The organism is Microbacterium sp. 11MF (genome assembly GCF_000383475.1).
GTDB lineage: Bacteria > Actinomycetota > Actinomycetes > Actinomycetales > Microbacteriaceae > Microbacterium > Microbacterium aquilitoris.
In genome coordinates, this window is record NZ_KB911460.1 from 841,958 (window position 1) to 859,255 (window position 17,298).

Annotated in this window: 15 protein-coding genes and 1 tRNA gene; 10 read left to right on the forward strand and 6 right to left on the reverse strand. The window is 70.8% G+C overall.

Translation table 11 applies throughout. From position 1 onward, the window contains the following. The first annotated feature begins 63 nt into the window (after positions 1-63). From H286_RS0111020 to H286_RS0111030, 3 genes are all read left to right on the forward strand, one after another. Positions 64-139, forward strand: a tRNA-Thr gene (locus tag H286_RS0111020). 17 nt (positions 140-156) lie between these two features. Further along, complete coding sequence (locus H286_RS0111025) at positions 157-546, forward strand: hypothetical protein (RefSeq protein WP_020098201.1); 390 nt, start codon at positions 157-159, stop codon at positions 544-546. A gap of 36 nt (positions 547-582) precedes the next feature. Next, complete coding sequence (locus H286_RS0111030; RefSeq protein WP_020098202.1) at positions 583-2,817, forward strand: MMPL family transporter; 2,235 nt, start codon at positions 583-585, stop codon at positions 2,815-2,817. Between the two features lie 9 nt (positions 2,818-2,826). On the opposite strand, the gene H286_RS0111035 is transcribed toward H286_RS0111030, so the two are convergent. After that, positions 2,827-3,216, reverse strand: a complete 390-nt coding sequence (locus tag H286_RS0111035) for a DUF3054 domain-containing protein (RefSeq protein WP_020098203.1) — start codon at positions 3,214-3,216, stop codon at positions 2,827-2,829. 63 nt (positions 3,217-3,279) lie between these two features. On the opposite strand from H286_RS0111035, the gene H286_RS0111040 reads away from it, so the two are divergent. From H286_RS0111040 to H286_RS0111060, 5 genes are all read left to right on the forward strand, one after another. Further along, positions 3,280-3,897, forward strand: a complete 618-nt coding sequence (locus H286_RS0111040) for an isochorismatase family protein (protein ID WP_020098204.1) — start codon at positions 3,280-3,282, stop codon at positions 3,895-3,897. Beyond that, complete coding sequence (locus H286_RS14590; protein ID WP_051090670.1) at positions 3,894-4,589, forward strand: DUF2510 domain-containing protein; 696 nt, start codon at positions 3,894-3,896, stop codon at positions 4,587-4,589. Before H286_RS0111040 ends, H286_RS14590 begins: the two co-directional genes overlap by 4 nt. Before the next feature lie 62 nt (positions 4,590-4,651). Next, on the forward strand, positions 4,652-5,839 hold the full coding sequence (locus tag H286_RS0111050; protein WP_020098205.1) for a glycosyltransferase: 1,188 nt from the start codon (positions 4,652-4,654) through the stop codon (positions 5,837-5,839). Positions 5,840-5,919: 80 nt separating this feature from the next. After that, positions 5,920-7,731 (forward strand): glycoside hydrolase family 15 protein, encoded by a 1,812-nt coding sequence (locus H286_RS0111055; RefSeq protein WP_020098206.1) that lies wholly within the window; start codon positions 5,920-5,922, stop codon positions 7,729-7,731. A 17-nt stretch (positions 7,732-7,748) separates the two neighbouring features. Then, complete coding sequence (locus H286_RS0111060) at positions 7,749-8,672, forward strand: SDR family oxidoreductase (protein ID WP_020098207.1); 924 nt, start codon at positions 7,749-7,751, stop codon at positions 8,670-8,672. A gap of 56 nt (positions 8,673-8,728) precedes the next feature. Here the strand turns inward: H286_RS0111060 and H286_RS0111065 are convergent, their stop codons facing one another. The 3 genes from H286_RS0111065 to H286_RS0111075 are packed head-to-tail and all read right to left on the reverse strand — an operon-like array spanning position 8,729 to position 11,947. Then, entirely contained in the window at positions 8,729-10,258 is a 1,530-nt protein-coding gene (locus H286_RS0111065; protein ID WP_020098208.1) for a tripartite tricarboxylate transporter permease, read from the reverse strand. Between the two features lies 1 nt (position 10,259). Next, positions 10,260-10,856: a tripartite tricarboxylate transporter TctB family protein gene (locus H286_RS0111070; protein ID WP_020098209.1), complete on the reverse strand. Its 597-nt coding sequence runs from the start codon at positions 10,854-10,856 to the stop codon at positions 10,260-10,262. Next, complete coding sequence (locus H286_RS0111075; RefSeq protein WP_020098210.1) at positions 10,853-11,947, reverse strand: tripartite tricarboxylate transporter substrate binding protein; 1,095 nt, start codon at positions 11,945-11,947, stop codon at positions 10,853-10,855. The genes H286_RS0111070 and H286_RS0111075 overlap by 4 nt, the downstream gene beginning before the upstream one ends. A gap of 59 nt (positions 11,948-12,006) precedes the next feature. Here H286_RS0111075 and H286_RS0111080 point away from each other — a divergent pair, with 59 nt between their 5' ends. After that, complete coding sequence (locus H286_RS0111080; protein WP_231370944.1) at positions 12,007-13,269, forward strand: sensor histidine kinase; 1,263 nt, start codon at positions 12,007-12,009, stop codon at positions 13,267-13,269. Beyond that, positions 13,266-13,979 (forward strand): response regulator, encoded by a 714-nt coding sequence (locus H286_RS0111085; RefSeq protein WP_020098212.1) that lies wholly within the window; start codon positions 13,266-13,268, stop codon positions 13,977-13,979. The genes H286_RS0111080 and H286_RS0111085 overlap by 4 nt, the downstream gene beginning before the upstream one ends. 66 nt (positions 13,980-14,045) lie before the next feature. Here the strand turns inward: H286_RS0111085 and H286_RS0111090 are convergent, their stop codons facing one another. Both H286_RS0111090 and H286_RS0111095 read right to left on the reverse strand, forming a co-directional pair. After that, entirely contained in the window at positions 14,046-16,286 is a 2,241-nt protein-coding gene (locus H286_RS0111090; RefSeq protein ID WP_020098213.1) for a glycoside hydrolase family 3 N-terminal domain-containing protein, read from the reverse strand. Continuing rightward, positions 16,283-17,296, reverse strand: a complete 1,014-nt coding sequence (locus H286_RS0111095) for an ABC transporter permease (protein ID WP_020098214.1) — start codon at positions 17,294-17,296, stop codon at positions 16,283-16,285. The genes H286_RS0111090 and H286_RS0111095 overlap by 4 nt, the downstream gene beginning before the upstream one ends. Positions 17,297-17,298 lie beyond the last annotated feature (2 nt).

Sequence of the window (17,298 nt, forward strand, 5' to 3'; positions counted from 1 at the left end):
GCGTTCGCAGCATCGCTTCAGACCCTGTAGGATCGATGATCGTGCAACGCGCGAGCGAAGCGCGCCACCTTAGCTCAGACGGCAGAGCGATTCACTCGTAATGAATAGGTCAAGGGTTCGATTCCCTTAGGTGGCTCCAGAACAGAGGACACACGGGTGACACAAGCCCTCGATGCGATTCTCGAGATCTTCACGTGGGTGGGATTCGGCGTTGCCGTCGTCCTCGGAATCGTCGCCGTGGTCGTGTGGGCCTCCGACGGGAGTTGGCTGGCGGCCGAGGCCTATCTCGACGAGGACGGACGGACGCTCCGCTGGATCGACAGCGAGGGAGACGTCAACTCGGCTCCTCTCGACGAGTCCGATCGCAGCCGCATCGGGGCCGACCACACCGCGAAGATCTGGTATCGCCACGGGTGGCACGACCGGATGCGGTTCACCCGCCGCCCGCCAGCACTGAGCATGCTCACGGGTCTCGCCCTCGGCGGCGCGACCCTCGGGATCGCCGCCACCGTGGCATCCATCATCGTGTTCTTCGTCCGCTCCTGATTGCTGAAAAAGCGTATATCTAGCTAATCTAGGTATATGTCTCCTGCATCGACGCCCTCGCGATGGCTGCGCATCGCGCTTCCGCTCGTCCTCGTCGTCATCTGGCTGGCCGGAGGGTCGCTCGGCGGACCGTACTTCGGCAAGGTCGACGAGGTCTCGACGAACGACCAATCGAGCTTCCTGCCGCAGAGCGCGGAGTCGACGCAGGTGCAGCAGCGTCTGGGCGATTTCCTCGGCGGGGACGCCATCCCGGCGCTCGTCGTGTTCGATGCCGGCCGCGCTCTCGACGGGCCTCAGCTCGACGCCGTCCAGACGATCGCCGACCGGATCGCGGATCTGACGGGCGTCCAGGAGGTCTCACCGGCGATCCCGGCCGAAGACGGCGAGGCGGCGCAGGTGGTGGTCTCGATCGACTCCGGCGGCGAGGTGACCGACACCGTGGGCGAGGTCCGCGAGCTGGTCGCCGCCGATGCGCCCGACGGCGTCAGAGCGTGGGTCACCGGGCCTGCGGGCTTCACCGCCGACCTCGCCACGGGCTTCACCGGGATCGACGGGCTCCTGCTGCTGGTCGCCCTCGGCGCGGTGTTCGTCATCCTCGTCATCGTCTACCGATCGCCGCTCCTTCCGCTCCTCGTGCTGCTGACCTCGGTGTTCGCCCTCTGCGTGGCGTTGCTGAGCGTGTGGTGGCTCGCCAAGGCAGGCATCGTCGTCCTCAACGGGCAGGTGCAGGGCATCCTGTTCATCCTCGTGATCGGAGCCGCCACCGACTATGCGCTGCTCTACGTCGCCCGCTTCCGCGAGGCCATCGGGGAGGGCCGGAGGAGATGGGATGCCGCGACCGCAGCCTGGCGGGGATCGGTCGAGCCCATCCTCGCCTCGGGCGGTACCGTCATCGCGGGCCTCCTGTGCCTGCTGCTCAGCGACCTCGCGAGCAACCGCGCACTCGGGCCCATCGCTTCGATCGGCATCGCGTTCGCGATGCTCTCGGCGCTCACCTTCCTCCCCGCTCTCCTCGCCCTCGTCGGACGCGCGGCCTTCTGGCCGTTCATCCCCAAGGCGGGCATGACCGAGCTCCCGATCGACCTGACACAGCCTGCGCGCGGCCTGTGGGCACGTCTCGCGCGGTTCGTCGCGCGCCGCGCGCGGATCGTGTGGATCGTGTCGACCGTGGTGCTGCTGGCGGCATCCGTCGGCGTCACACAGTTGAAGGCGGACGGCGTTCCGGCGAGCGAGCTGGTCCTCGGGGCGTCGCAGGCGCGAGACGGTCAGGCGGTGCTCGCCGAACACTTCCCGGCGGGATCGGGCAGTCCGCTGTACGTGATCGTCCCCGAGGCGGAGGCTCCGGATGCCGCCGAACTCATCGCCGATCAGGACGGGGTCGAGTCGGTCGGTGTCGTGTCGGCCGACGCTCCCGCCGGGCAGGCGGACGCCACCATCGAGGACGGCGAGCTCGTGCTCACGGCGCAGGGCCCGCCCGGGACTCCGGCGCTGACGGCCACCGTCGACGGCGGCGACGTGATGCTCGTCGCGACGCTCTCGGACGCGGCGGACTCGCTCGCGGCGGAGCAGACCGTGCGGGACCTCCGCGACGCGGTCGCCGGGAGCACGCTCGACGCGGTCGTGGGAGGCACCACCGCCGTCGACCTCGACACCAATGACACGTCGATCCGCGACCGGACGGTGATCATCCCCGTGATCCTCGTGGTGGTCCTGCTGATCCTCATGCTCCTGCTGCGGTCGATCCTCGCGCCGGTCCTGCTGATCCTCAGCGTCATCGTGTCGTTCGCCGCCGCCCTGGGTGTCAGTGCGCTCGTCTTCACCGAGGTCTTCGGCTTCCCCGGCGGCGACCCGGCCGTGCCCCTCTACGGCTTCGTCTTCCTCGTGGCGCTCGGCATCGACTACAACATCTTCCTGATGTCGCGGGTGCGGGAGGAGTCGGTCCGACACGGGACGCGGCGCGGCATCCTCCGCGGTCTGGTCGCCACGGGCGGGGTCATCACCTCGGCGGGGCTCGTGCTGGCCGCGACGTTCGCCGCCCTCGGCGTCATCCAGATCCTGTTCCTCGTGCAGCTCGCCTTCATCGTCGCCTTCGGGGTGCTGCTCGACACGTTCATCGTGCGCTCCCTCCTCGTCCCCGCCCTCGCGTACGACATCGGCAGGACCATCTGGTGGCCCTCGAAGCTCGCGCGCTCGGGCGTCGACGAGACGCCGGAGCCACCCGTCACCGAGGAGATGTCGCGCGCCGAGTACCGGCGGACGCTCGAGCCCTGACGCGCGGGGTCAGCGGGCGCGTCGCCGCACGATGAGTGCGGCGACGGCGCGCCAGCCCACGAGCATCAGGAGCAGGACGGATGCCGCGACGATGACGAACGCCACCTGCACCCCCTGACCGGTCAACACCCGCAGGAGCATGCCGCCGGCGACGGTGACGATCCACAGCGGGATGCCGGTGCGCCGCACCGCCAGCGGCGCGCGCCACGCCAGCAGGCCCAGCCACCCGACGATCAGCGCGAGCAGGAAGGGCCCCGCCGTCGTCGCCAGCCCTGCGAACGCCGCCTCATCATGGCTGGCGCGACCGATCGCGGCGAAGACCGTCACGAGGACGGCGTCAATCCCGAATGCGGCGAGGATCCCGCCGGTCGTGGTGGTCTGGCGGGCGGGGGAGTCCATGCCGCCAGGGTAGTCGCGGCATCCGCCGTCCTCGTCGCGCTCAACTGGTCGTACCCTCGAGTCATGACCCGAGCGCTGTTCATCGTCGATGTGCAGAACGACTTCACCGAGGGCGGCGCCCTGGGAGTCGACGGCGGTGACGCGGTCGCCGCCGCGATCACGGCCCACCTGGCGCGCCACGCCGAGGAGTACGACGTGATCGTCGCCTCGCGCGACTGGCACGACGGTGACGGGGACAACGGAGGGCACTTCTCGACGAGTCCCGACTACATCGACTCGTGGCCCGTGCACTGCGTGGCCGGGACGCTCGGGGCGGACTACGACCCCGGCCTCGACACCTCCGCCGTCACCCACCACGTGAAGAAAGGGCAGGGGATCCCCGCCTATTCGCTCTTCGAGGGCGTGACGGATGCCGGTGAGACGGTCGCCGACATCCTGACCGCCCACGGCGTCGTCGAGGTCGATGTCGCAGGCATCGCGACCGACCACTGCGTGCGCGCGTCGGCTCTCGATGCGATCGCGCACGGCCGGCGCGTGCGGATCCTCACGGATCTGATCGCCGGCGTCGCGCCCGCGCCGAGCCAGGCGGCCCTGGCGGAGCTCGCCCACGCCGGCGCGGAGCTCGTGGCAACCGGCGACGGCGACCGCCCCGCCGCCGACGTCGGTGAGGGCGAGCGGTGAGCCGTCAGGCGCCCGCGGGCTGGTACGCCGATCCGGGGGAGCCCGGACAGCTGCGGTGGTGGGACGGCTCCGACTGGGCTGCCGACACGGTCGCGCCGACCCCCGCGCCCGATGCCGCCCCGGCCGTCACGACGCCGCCGGCACCGTCGGCACAGCCGGCAGACTCAGCCGCGCCCGCCGCCCCCGCCGCGAAGCCCCGGTCAGCTCCCGCCGGTGCCGCCCGGAGCGGAACCCCGTCGAGCGGCACCGTCTGGATCTGGCTCGCCATCGCGGCATCCGCTCTGCCCCTGTACACCGGGGTGTTCCTCGACGCCCGGACGATCGTGCGGCTCGGGGGTCCGTCTGGCGGGCTCACCCCCGCGGGCTGGATCGCCGCCGCTCTCGCCCTCCTCGTCGTGATCGACGTCGTCCTCGTCGCGGCCGCCGTCCTCTTCGCGTGCCTCGACCACCGCGCTCTGCGCGGCCGCGGCCTCGATGCGCCCTTCGCGTGGGGGTGGGCGGCGCTCGCGTTCGTCCTCACTCTGGGGGTCTACGTCGTCGGGCGCTCCGTCGTCGTGCACCGCCGCACGGGCGGCGGTCTCGCACCGCTGTGGACGTGGACCGCCGTCACGGTCGTCGGCCTCGTCGTGTTCGCCGTGTGGATCGCAGGGTTCTCGGACGCGGCGTGGGTCGCGGTCACCACGTCGCGCTGATCTTCACGTGATGGACATCTCGGGTTCATCGGCTCCGCACGGCGTCCCCTGAGCATGGGGGGATGAGCCGTCCTCGCGTCCTGTCGCTGTACGAAGGCCTGTTCGCCGGTGGTGCGCGGGTGCTGCACACGAACGTCATCACCGGGCTCCACCTCGACGGATCGCACGAGCACGCGGTGCTCTCGATCGCGTCGCAGGCCCGCCGCGAGGGTGCGCTGCAGCCGATGAGCGCCGATCCGAGGTACCGGTGGCTGCGCGAGGCGGGCATCGAGGTGTCCGACCTCGGGCGCGAAGCGGGCGCCCTCCCGCCCGACCCCGAGAGCTTCTCGGACGCCGAGCTCGACGTCGCCGCCGCCGCCGTCGCCCGCGCCGACGTGATCCTCACGCTCAAGGAGCAGCCGCTCGGGCTCCTCCTCGCCCTGGACGCCCGCGGTCTCCTTCCCGACGTCCCGATCGCCGCGTGCCTCCACAGGTCCGACCCGACCCACTCGGGCCCCGCCATGCGCTGGCTGGGGGAGCTGGCGGCATCCGGTCGCCTCACCTCGACCATCTCGTGCGCCGAATCGACGAGCGACGCCTACGCCCGCTTCACGCCGCCGTCCGTGGAGAGGTTCGTGATCCCGAACGGCATCGACCTGGCTCGCTACCGCCCGAAGCCCCATGAGCGGATGCCGCTGCGCACGCGCCTCGGCATCGCGCCGAACGTCCCCGTGATCCTCCTCGCCGCACGCTTCGACGCGATGAAGGACCCCGGGCTCTTCCTCCGCGCCGTCGGTGCACACGCGGCGCGGGACAGCCGCGCTCAGTACGTCATGTGCGGCGCGGGGATGACCGCCGACAACGCCGCCCTGACGGCGGCGATCGCGGAGGCGGGGGCTCCTGCCGAGCGCGTCCACCTGCTGGGGATCCGCGACGACATGCCCCGCGTCTACCGCGCGGCCGACATCGTCGCGCTGACGAGTGCGTTCGGCGAAGCGTCGCCGCTCTGCCTGATCGAAGGCGCCGCGAGCGGAGCGACCCCGGTCACGACGGCAGTGGGGGACTCCGCCCAGGTGGTGGCGGGCATCGGGCTCGTCACGCCGCACGACGCGCAGGCGATCGCGTCCGCGTGGACGAGGGTCATCGCGCGCCGGCCGGACTATCGCGCGGCCGCGCTGGCGGCGCGTCCGCGCATGGGGGCGGACCGCATGCTCGACGAGTACCGCGGTGCGATCGACGGTCTCGCCGAGCGCGCCGAAGCGGCGGCCTGACGTCCCCAGCTCCCGTCACACATCGTCGACGGGGTGTCAACCGGCATCCCATCCTTCGCGGCCCCAGCGAGACTCGAGCAGTGGCATCCCTCGACGACATCGGCCCCGGCCAGGACCTGCGCAGCTACGCACCGATCGGCGACGGTCGGACGATCGCGCTGATCGGGCTCCGCGGACAGATCGACTGGATGCCGATCCCCGGCATCGACGACCTGCCCATCTTCGGGCGGCTGCTGGACGATGACGCCGGCGGCTGCATCGAGCTCGAACCCGTCGAGGAGTACCAGGTGCGGCGGCGGTACCTGCCGCGCACCAACGTGCTCGTCACGACGTTCACGACCGCGTCGGGCACGGCCAGCGTCACCGACGCTCTCGTGACGGGTGTCGCGGGACGGCTGCCGTGGGCCGAGCTCGCCCGCCGCGTCGACGGGGTCACGGGCGAGATCGCGTTCCGCTGGCGCGTGCAGCCCGGCACCTCGCTGAAGACCGCCGCGCCCTGGCACGACCGCGCGAACGATCGCAGCATCCTGCGCTCAGGGCTCACGACGATAGGCGTGACCGGACGCGACTACGGTCCGGAGCCCGCGGCGTCGGCCGACGGAATCGCCACGGGTCTGGCGGGCGGCTTCACGACCGCGGAGGGCAGCCGCCACCTGCTGATCATCGTCGGCACGCACGACGAGCCCATCCACTTCCCCGACCCCGACAACGTCGACCGCGGGATCGACCGGACCATCGAGGCGTGGCGCGCCTGGTCGCGCGAGTTCTCGTACGAGGGGCCCTGGGCGCGCGACGTGCAACGGAGCGCCCTCATGCTCAAGATGCTCATCCACAGTCCCACCGGCGCGATCGCGGCGGCCGCGACGACCTCCCTCCCCGAGGACCTCACGGGCGGGAAGAACTGGGATTACCGGCTCGCCTGGGTGCGTGACCTGGCGTACACCGTCGATGCCCTCATCGGCTTCGGGCTGCGGGAGGAGACCCACGCGGCGATCTCATGGCTGCTGCGGACGATCCGCCGGCACGGGCCGGAGCTCCACGTCATGTACACCCTCGACGGCGAGCTCGACGGGCACGTCACCGAGTACGACGTGCCCGGCTGGCGCGGCGTCGGTCCGGTCGTCACGGGCAACCCCGCCCGCGAGCAGGTACAGCTCGGCGTGTACGGCGACCTGTTCGCCATCTGCCGGGCGTACGTCGAGGCGGGGAACGCGCTCGACGTCGAGACCGGACGCATGCTGTCGATGTACGCCGACAAGGTGTGCGACGCGTGGCGGAACCCCGATTCCGGCATGTGGGAGCTTCCCGAGGAACGCCACTACACCTCGTCGAAGATGGGATGCTGGCAGGCTCTCAACGACGCCGTCGCCCTCGCGGAGCTCGGCCAGATCCCCGGGAGCAGCGAGCGGTGGGCGGCCGAGGCATCTCTCGTGCGCGCCTGGGTCGAGGAGCACGGGTGGTCGGAGTCCCGCGGCGCCTACGTCATGGCCCAGGGCAGCCGCGACCTCGACGCATCCGTCCTGCTGCATTCGCTGAGCGGCTTCGACCGGGGTGAGCGGATGTCGCGCACGATCGATGCGCTCACGGGCGAGCTCGGTGAAGGACCGCACCTGTTCCGCTACACCGGGATGCGCGACGAGGAGGCGACGTTCGTCGCGTGCTCGTTCTGGCGGGCGGCCGCGCTCGTCTGCGTCGGCCGGCACGACGAGGGCATCGCGGCGATGAACGAGCTCGTCGCTGCGGGGAACGACGTCGGCATGTTCGCCGAGATGATCGACCCCGACGACGGCGCGTTCCTCGGCAACCTGCCGCAGGCACTCAGCCACCTCGCGCTCATCCGCGCGGCACTCACGATCCGCGAGCTGGTCGGCGACGACGCCGACGCCCGCTGACGACCATCACGACCACTATGACCACCACGAAGAAGGAGAGCACGATGGCACGCGACCAGTACACGTTCACGAATCCGGTGGAGCTCTACTCGGAGATCGAACCTCGCAAGGGCCACCAGGAGGAGCCCGGCCTCGACGCGGATCTCGCGCCGAAGGCGGACCTCGGCGAGGAGAGCTACCGCGGCACCGGCCGCCTCACGGGTCGGAAGGCGCTCATCACGGGCGGCGACTCGGGCATCGGCGCGGCCACGGCGATCGCCTTCGCCCGCGAGGGCGCCGACGTCGCGCTGTCGTACCTGCCGGAAGAGGAGGAGGACGCGCAGCGCATCGCCGGCATTCTCCGCGAGGCCGGCGCGACCGTCCTCACCCTTCCGGGAGACCTACGCGACAAGGACTACTGCGTCGATCTGGTCGCGAAGACCGTCGAGGGCCTCGGCGGCCTCGACATCGTCGTCAACAACGGCGGCAAGCAGATCTTCAACAAGGATCTGACGACCCTCGAGGACCAGCAGTTCGACGACACGTTCACGACGAACGTCGACGCGATGTTCTGGATCACCAAGGCGGCACTGCCGCACCTGCCTGCGGGGTCGACGATCATCAACACGACGTCGATCCAGGCATACTCGCCGTCCGAGACCCTCGTCGACTACGCCTCGACGAAGGCGACCATCAACGCCTTCACGAAGGCGCTCGCGCAGCAGCTCGCCCCGAAGGGCATTCGCGTCAACGCGGTCGCTCCGGGACCGATCTGGACGCCGCTGCAGGTGTCGGACGGTCAGCCCCAGGAGAAGATCGAGTCGTTCGGCGAGGAGACCCCGCTCGGACGCATGGGCCAGCCCGCCGAGCTCGCCCCGGCCTACGTGTTCCTCGCGTCGGCCGAGTCGAGCTACGTTCTCGGCGAGACCCTCAACGTCAACGGCGGTATGCCGACGCCGTGACGATCGCATGACGAAGGCCCCGGCGCACACGCACCGGGGCCTTCGTCATGTTCGGATCAGGCGTCGACGAGCTCCTTCGCCGCGGCCTTGGCGCGCTTACGCGCGACGACCTTGCCGCGGATCGAGAACACCAGGACCGCGGCGAGCAGCGCGTAGAGCGTGATCGAGATGGGTCCTTGCACGAGCACCGAGAAGTCGCCGTTGGCGCTCATCGCGGCGTCCCGAAGGCTCGTCTCGGCCAGCGGCCCCAGCACCATGCCGATGATGAGCGGCGCGAGCGGGAAGTCGAGCGCCCGCATCAGGAAGCCGAGCAGCCCGATACCGAGCAGCATCACGAGGTCGAACGTCGAGCCCGACGTGGCGTAGATGCCGAGCCCGCAGAACAGCGTGATGCCGGCGTAGAGGTAGGGGCGGGGGATCAGCAGGAGCTTCGCCCAGAGCATCGCGAACGGCAGGTTCAGGATGAGAAGGACCACCATCGCGATGAAGAAACTCGCCAGCAGGGCCCAGACGAGCTCGGGAGCGCGGTCGAACAGGAGCGGACCGGGCTGCAGGCCGTACTGGCGGAAGGCCGCGAGCATGATCGCCGCGGTCGCCGAGATCGGCAGGCCGAGAGCCAGCAGGGCGCCCATCGCCATGCCGGTCGTCGAGTTGCCGGCGGCCTCGGGCGCGGCGAGCCCCCGGATCGCACCCTTGCCGAACATGGGGTTCTTGCGGCGCTTGTCGAGTCGCTTCTCGAGGCCGTAGGCCAGGAAGGTCGGGATCTCCGACCCACCGGCCGGGATGACGCCGAACGGCAGGCCGATCGCGGTGCCGCGCAGCCACGCGGGGGTCGCTTCTTTGAGCTCGCGGCGGCTCAGCCACGGGCGACCCGTCGGCCGGATGAGCGCCTTGTTCGTCATGTGACGCTCGAGGCAGGCGACGTAGATGACCTCGCCGAGAGCGAGGATCGCAACCGTGACGGTGACGAGCGAGATGCCGTCGAACAGGTTCGGCGAGTCCATCGTGAACCGGGGCGCGCCCGAGACGCCGTCGATGCCGATCACGGCGATGCCGAGGCCGATGAACAGCGACGTCAGCCCCTTGATGGCGCTGTCGGCCACGACCGACGACGTCGCGGCGAACGCGAACACGGCGAGGGCGAAGAACTCCGCCGGCCCGAACCTGCTCGAGAAGTCGGCGAGGGCGGGAGCGACGAAGACGACCACGATCGAGGCGACCATGCCGCCGATGAACGCGCCGATGGCGGCGGTCGCGAGCGCCTGCGCGGCCCGACCGTTCAGCGCCATCTTGTGCCCTTCGAACGTCGAGGCGATGGCGGATGCCTGACCTGGTGTGTTCATCAGGATGCCCATCGTCGAATCGCCGAAGAGCCCGCCGAAGTAGACGCCGGCGAACATGATGAACGCCGCGGTCGGGTCGAGCGAGAAGGTGATGGGCAGCAGGAGCGCGACCGCCATCGACGATCCGAGTCCCGGAAGCACGCCCACGGCGGTACCGAGGAGGCATCCGATCAGGACCCACATCAGGTTCGCGGGGGTGAGTGCGCCGGCGAAGCCTTCGCCGAGAAGTGTCAGGACGTCCATGTCAGAACCCTCCGAGGATGCCGGACGGGAGGGGCATCCCGAGGGCCATGTCGAAACCGATGTAGGCGAGCGAACTGAGCGTGAAGCCCACGATCAGACTGTGGATCGGCCGGGTCGCTCCGAACGCCTTCGCGACGCACCAGAAGAGCAGGCCCGCCGCGATGATCCACCCGAGGAATTCGAGCAGGAAGGCGAAGGCGAGGAACGGGAGGACCACCCAGGCGAACGAGCGGATGTCGACGCGCACCGGTGTCGCCGCGGGCTCTTCACCCGCCGCTTCGGCCCGCGCCGCTTCGATCTCGGCCGTCAGGGCGTCGGGCGTCGCTCGGATCTCGCGGACCGCTCCGACCGCGAGCACGGCGGCGAAGGCGTAGAGGCCCCCCGCGATGATGCCGGGGAAGAACTGCGGACCGGGGAAGTCGGTGCCTTCCGGCACCCGCATCGTCAGGATGCCGACGACGAGGTACGTCGCGAATGCGGCGAGGATGAGGGGCATCGTGAGCCCCTTCAGCAGGGCGGCGGCTCCGGGGCCCGAGACCAGACGCAGGCGCTGGCCGACGACGGCGGATGCCGAGGTGGGGTTGGCGGGGAAGGTCACAGGCCCATCTCCTCGTAGAGACCGCGGATGCGCGTCTCCTCGTCTTTCAGGAACGCGTCGAGCTCGTCGCCCGTGATGATGCGTTCGTTCCAGTGGTAGCGCTCCATCGCGTCGGCCCATTCGGGGGTCGCGACGCTCTCGAGGACGAGTTCGGTCAGGGCTTCGCGCTCGCTGTCCTCGAGGCCGGACGGTGCCGAGAGGGACCGCCAGTTCGTGAGCGAGACGTCGTACCCCTGCTCGATGGCCGTGGGGATGTCGATCCCCTCGACGGGCTCGTTCGCGACGAGGGCGAGGGCGCGCAGGCGCCCGGCCTCGATCTGATCGATGTTGTCGGGGTAGCCGCCGGCGGCCGCCTTCGCGGTGCCGTTCAGGAGGGCCTGGATCGCCTCGCCGCCGCCGTCGGACGAGATGTACGTGGTGTCGACGGGGTCGATACCGGCCGAGAGTGCGAGATCGGTCACGACCAGCTGGTCGAACGATCCGCCGCCGGTCCAGGGGAGGGCCTTCGGGTCCTCCTTCCAGCCCTGCACCAGGTCGTCGAGGGTCTCGTACGGGGAGTCGGCGGGGACGACGATGACGTCGTACTCCTCGACGACCACGGCGAGAGGCGTGACGTCGTCGAGCGTCGCGGACGAGTTGAACTGGATCGTCGCGGCCAGCAGGCCCGTGCCGCCCACGAGCATGTTGTTCGGCTGACCCTCGAGGACCGAGACGTTGCCGAGGGCGATCGTGCCGCCGGCGCCCGGCATGTTGACGACCTGCACGTTGTTGACCAGGCCGTTCGCCTTCTGCGCCTGCTGCAGTTCGCGGGCGACGCCGTCCCAGCCGCCGCCGGCGGCGGCGGGGGCGACGATCGTCATCGACGCGTTGATGTCGTTGCCGGTGCTCGCCGAGGCGATCGAACCGGCGGCCGCCGTGCCGATGGCCGCGGCCGCGATCACACCGCCCACGACGCGGCCGATCACGGTCCTGCGCCGGTTCGGCGGAGCCTGCGGGCTGTCTGTCTGGGTCATCATCGCTCCCTTTCGCGCGGACGTCGTCGTCTCCGCGAGATCGAAATAGGATGACAGCGCGCGGTGCGGCGGCGGCATCCTCCGGCACTTGTTCTCTTAAACGCTCACGCATCGCGCACGGACGGGAATGGTGAACGATGGCGTCTCCGCGGCGGCCCCGCGCGCTCCGGCTCGTGCTGCTCGTCCTGCCCTCGGTCGTCACCCTCGCGGCACTGTCGGCGACGCTCGCGGTCGCGATGACCGTGCAGGAACGCACGATCCGGGACGCGACCGCCGAGCGGGTCATCGGCGTCGCCGAGAGCCTCGCCGATCTCGCGGACGTCCGGACGACGCTCGCGACGGTGACGGATGCCGGGACCCCGGCCGACCTCGCCGACGCCGCCGACCTCGCCGCGGCGACGACGGCGCTGCAGCCGATCGCCGAGCTCGTGGGGGAGTCCGCGGGCGTCTACTACGTCGTCATCACCGACGACGAGGGCGTCCGGATCACGCATCCGCTGGCGTCGGAGCGCGGGGTGCAGGTCGAGACGACGAACTCCTCGGTCCTGCGGGGCGAGACGTTCGTCGGCACCGAGCGCGGCGCCTCCGGACCGTCGCTGCGCGCGAAGGTGCCGGTGCGCGCGAGCGACGGGACGGTCGTGGGGATGGTCGCCGTCGGTGTGCTCGAATCGAGCATCGCCGCCGACCGCGACGCTGCCCTCGCCGCGCTGCTGCCGTGGGGGATCGGGGCCCTCGTGGCCGCGTCCTTCGCCAGTTCCGCGCTGACGGCGATGGTCGAGCGCCGCTTCCGGCGAGCGGATGCCGTCGCCGCCGAGAACGCGCAGATGCGCCGCACGACCGTGGCCCTGCGCGAACAGGCGCACGAGTTCGACACACGGCTCCACGTGATCCACGGGCTCGTGTCGCGCGGAGACGCAGGCGAGGCCCTCGGGTACATCGAGGAGGTGACGCCGGTCCGGACGTCCGGCTCGCCTGACGGCGGCGAGCCCGTCGCGGCGGCGACGATGCACGCGGTGCGCGCGGAGCTCCTCGATCTCGGTGCGCAGGCCGAGTTCGACGTCACCCTCGATCGCGACCTGGACGACGGCGCGGTCTCGGTCGTCACCAACCTGTGTCGGAACGCGGGCGAGGCGGGAGCGCGGCGGGTGCGCTGCGTGCTCCGCGATGCGGACGGGCGCCTGTTCGGCGCCGTCGAGGACGATGGCCCCGGCATCGACCCGAACGCGGCGGCGCGGATCTTCGCTCAGGGTTTCACCACGAAGGACGACGCGTCGGGCTTCGGTCGCGGCTACGGACTCGACACGGTCCGACGGACCGTGTCGTCGCGGGGCGGCACGATCGAGGTGGGTGCCTCCGCCCTCGGCGGCGCGCGATTCGCCTTCGAGATGGAGCGCGTGTGAGCGAGCGACCGATCCGGGTGCTGGTCGTCGACGACGACCAGGGTGCGCGCGCCCTTCATTGCCGGTTCGTCGATGGGGTGCCGGGGTTCACCGTCGCGGGCGCCGCCGGAACCGGGCGCGACGCGCTCGCGCAGAGCACGGCCGGAATCGACCTCGTCCTGCTCGACATGCGCCTTCCCGACATCAGCGGCATCGAGGTGCTGCACCGGTTGCGCACCTTCGGTGACGCCGGTCCCGACGTGCTCGTCATCAGCTCGTCGCAGGATCAGACCACGGTGCGCCAAGCGCTCGCCGCCCGGGTGGCCGGCTACCTCGTGAAGCCGTTCACGGAGGCCGCGCTCCGCGAACGGTTGGAGCGGTATCGCGAGGAGCGGCAGGCACGCACGGATGCCGGGCGTGAGCGCCCCCTTGCGCAGAGCGACATCGATCGACTGCTGGCGACCGGAGGCATCCGCACCGTGTCTGCGTCGTCGAGCGGGCCGCGTGCGCTCCCGAAGGGGCTGGCGGTGCCGACGTTGGAACGGGTCCTGACGGCGCTGGACCCCGGGACGGGCCGTTCGGTCGTCGAGGTCGCGGAGGCGTGCGAGATGTCGCGCGCGACCGCTCACCGCTACTTGACGCACCTCGCCGAGACGGGCGCGATCGTCGTGTCGCACCGGTACGGCAAACGCGGTCGGCCCGAGGTGCTGTACCGGCTCGCGCCGGGGTGAGGCGGGGAGTCGCCACGGCGAGGGGCGGGTGACACCACGACACCCGCCCCTCGCTGTTCCGTCGCGTCAGCGGATCTCGAACGAGACCGCCCGCAGCACCTCGTCGCGGGACGACGGCCCGATGAGGAGTTCGAACTCCCCGGGTTCCACGATGCGGCGGCCAGCCGCATCCACGATCGTGCAGTCCGACGCCGGCAGGTCGATCTCGACCGTGGCGCTCGCGCCCGCGGCGAGGTCGACGTGCCGGTAGGTCTTCAGTTCCTTGTCGGCCCAGCTCACCGAGGTCACCGTGTCGCGGACGTACACCTGGACGATCTCGTGCGCGGGGCGCTCGCCGGTGTTGCGCAGCGTGACCCGCGCGCGGACGGTCTCGCCGGCAGAGACGACGGGCGTCAGGACCTCCGCGTCGCCGTACTCGACGGTCGTGTACGACAGGCCGTCGCCGAACGCGAACGCCGGCTGCTGCGTCAGGTCGGCGTAGCGGTCGCCGTGCTGGCCGCGGATCTGGTTGTAGTACGTCGGCTGCTGGCCGGCGTGCCGTGCGAACGAGATCGGCAGGCGTCCAGCGGGTTCGATCTCGCCGAGCAGGAGCTCTGCGATCGCGCGTCCGCCCTGCATGCCGGGGTTCGCGACCCAGACGACGGATGCCTCGCGCACCGACTCCGGCAGGATCAGCGGCTTCGACGCCATCAGCACGACGACGAGCGGCGTGCCCGTCGCGGCCAGGGCATCGAGCAGAGCGCGCTGCCCGCCGATGAGGTCGAGCGTCGCGGTGGACCGGCCCTCGCCGACGAGCTCGATGCGGTCGCCGACGACCGCGACGACGACATCGGAGCGTTCCGCGAGCGCAACGGCCTCGGCGATCTCGGCGGCATCGGGCTCCTGCGGTGCGACGATCGGCGGCCGGGGCTGCCCGTCGGGGAAGACACCCGCGGGATCGTCGGTGAGGTCCAGGATGCCGGCGCCCCGGGCGTGCTCGACGGTGCCGCCGCTGAGCTCGCGGAGCCCGTCGAGGACCGTCGTGATCTGGGCGCGGGGGTGGCCGTCCGGCATCCAATCGACCTGCCCGGATGAGCCCGCCCAGTCGCCGAGCTGCGTCTGCGCGTCGTCGGCGAGCGGGCCGACGACGGCGATCCGGCGTGTGGTGGAAGCCAGCGGGAGCGTGCCGTCGTTGCGGAGCAGGACCAGGGAGCGCCGCGCGACCTCGAGATTGAGGTCGGCGTGGGCACCCTGCGCGATGATCGTGGCGATGCGCTCCCGGTCGGGCAGGCGCGGGTTCTCGAACAGCCCGAAGCGGAATTTGAGCGACAGGATGCGCGAGACCGCCTGGTCGATGTCGGCCTCGGCCAGCATCCCGCGCTCGACGGCCTCGAGGGCGCCGGCGAAGAACCCGGGCGTCGTCATGACCATGTCGTTGCCGGCCTTCACGGCGGCGGCCGCGGCGCTGGCGTAGTCGGGCTGCACCTTCTGCTCCCACACCATGCGGCCGACGTTGTCCCAGTCGGTGATCAGCGTGCCGGTGTATCCCCACTCGCCCCGCAGCACGTCGCTGAGGAGCCAGTCGTTGACCGTGATCGGCACCCCGTCGGTGGTCTGGTAGCCGAGCATGAAGGTGCGGCATCCCTCCCGCGCGACGCGCTCGAACGGCGGCAGGAACCAGGAGCGGAGCTTTCGCCGCGAGATGTCGGCCTCGCTCGCATCGCGGCCACCCTGCGTCTCGGAGTATCCGGCGAAGTGCTTCGCGGTCGCGAGGATCGCGTCGGGGTCGTCGAGGCCGTCGCCCTGGTAGCCGCGCACCATCGCCGACGCGAGCTCGCCGATGAGGAACGGGTCCTCGCCGAACGTCTCGCCCACGCGCCCCCAACGGAGGTCGCGGGCGATGCAGAGGACGGGGGAGAAGGTCCAATGGATGCCGGTGGCCGCCACTTCGGCCGCCGTCGCCTTCGCGACGCTCGCGATGAGGTCCGCATCCCACGACGCGGCCATCCCGAGCTGCGTCGGGAAGATCGTCGCTCCCTCCCAGAACGAGTGGCCGTGGATGCAGTCCTCGGCGACGAGCAGCGGGATCCGCAGGCGGGTCTGCGACGTGAGTTCCGCGGCGCGGAGCACCTTCTCGGGGGACGTGTGGAGGATCGAGCCGGCGTGACGCTCGAGCACGATGTGCTCGAGCTCCTCGCGGGCGTCGAACTGCATCATCTGCCCGACCTTCTCGGGCAGGGTCATGCGCCCGAGCAGGTCGGCGACGCGCTCGTCGACCGACAGGCGGGCATCCAGGTACGCGGCGGAAGCGGTGTCGACGGTCGTCATTCGCGGGCCTCCCGGCGGGTGGTGGGGACCTCGACGGCGCGGACGGCGGTGACCGCGTCGTTGACGTCCAGGCCCTTCTTCTTCATCGCGCGGGCCCGCTCGCCGGCGGAACGCAGGCGGGGGTTCACGTACTCGTCGATGCCGAAGTTGATGAGCGACAGGGCCACGCCGATGGCGGCGATGCAGAGCCCCGGGGGCAGGTACCACCACCACTGGTTCTGGCGGAACGCACCCTGCGCGCTCGCCCAGTTGAGGATGGTGCCCCAGTTGTAGGTGTTCACCGGGATGACGCCGATGTACGACAGGGTCGTGAGGCCGAGGATCGCGGCCGTCACGGTGCCGACGAAGCTCGCGGCGATGAGCGCCATGAGGTTCGGCAGCATCTCGACGGTGATGATGCGCCGCAGCGGCTCGCCGTTGGCGCGCGCGGCCTGGACGAAGTCGCGGTTGCGGAGCGACATCGTCTGCGCGCGCAGGACGCGCGCGCCCCAGGCCCAGCCGGTGATGCCGAGGACGGCGGCGATGAGGACGAGCGGCGGCTCCTCGAACATCGACGCGACGATGATGATGAGCGGCAGCCCCGGGATGACGAGGAAGACGTTCGTCAGCGCCGAGAGGCCCTCGCTCTTCCACCCCCGGACGTACCCCGAGACGACGCCCACGACGATCGCGATGACCGTCGCGAGGATGGCGGCGAGGAAGCCGACGACGATGACTCCGCGGGTGCCGTGGATGACCTGGCTGAGGACGTCCTCGCCGATGTGGGTGGTCCCGAGCCAGTGCTCGGGGGAGGGCGGCTGGAAGCGCGCGGTGTTGTCGACCTGCGTCGGCGAGAACGGTGCGAGCACGTCCGCGAAGATCGCGACGAGGACGAAGAAGCCGAGGATCACGAGTCCCGTGATGGACTTGCCGTTGCGGAACATCGCGAACGCCGATCCGAGGCGGGCCCAGAACGTGTTCGGCGTCGGGTCCTCGGTGCGGGCCATGCGGATGGTGGCGGTGGTGGTCATGG

Coding starts and splice junctions, on each gene's coding strand:
- H286_RS0111030 (WP_020098202.1), top strand. CDS start 583: ATGTCTCCTGCATCGACGCCCTCGCGATGGCTGCGCATCGCGCTTCCG.
- H286_RS0111040 (WP_020098204.1), top strand. CDS start 3,280: ATGACCCGAGCGCTGTTCATCGTCGATGTGCAGAACGACTTCACCGAG.
- H286_RS0111075 (WP_020098210.1), bottom strand. CDS start 11,947: ATGCCGCCGCCGCACCGCGCGCTGTCATCCTATTTCGATCTCGCGGAG.
- H286_RS0111065 (WP_020098208.1), bottom strand. CDS start 10,258: ATGGACGTCCTGACACTTCTCGGCGAAGGCTTCGCCGGCGCACTCACC.
- H286_RS0111050 (WP_020098205.1), top strand. CDS start 4,652: ATGAGCCGTCCTCGCGTCCTGTCGCTGTACGAAGGCCTGTTCGCCGGT.
- H286_RS0111035 (WP_020098203.1), bottom strand. CDS start 3,216: ATGGACTCCCCCGCCCGCCAGACCACCACGACCGGCGGGATCCTCGCC.
- H286_RS0111080 (WP_231370944.1), top strand. CDS start 12,007: ATGGCGTCTCCGCGGCGGCCCCGCGCGCTCCGGCTCGTGCTGCTCGTC.
- H286_RS0111060 (WP_020098207.1), top strand. CDS start 7,749: ATGACCACCACGAAGAAGGAGAGCACGATGGCACGCGACCAGTACACG.
- H286_RS0111090 (WP_020098213.1), bottom strand. CDS start 16,286: ATGACGACCGTCGACACCGCTTCCGCCGCGTACCTGGATGCCCGCCTG.
- H286_RS0111095 (WP_020098214.1), bottom strand. CDS start 17,296: ATGACCACCACCGCCACCATCCGCATGGCCCGCACCGAGGACCCGACG.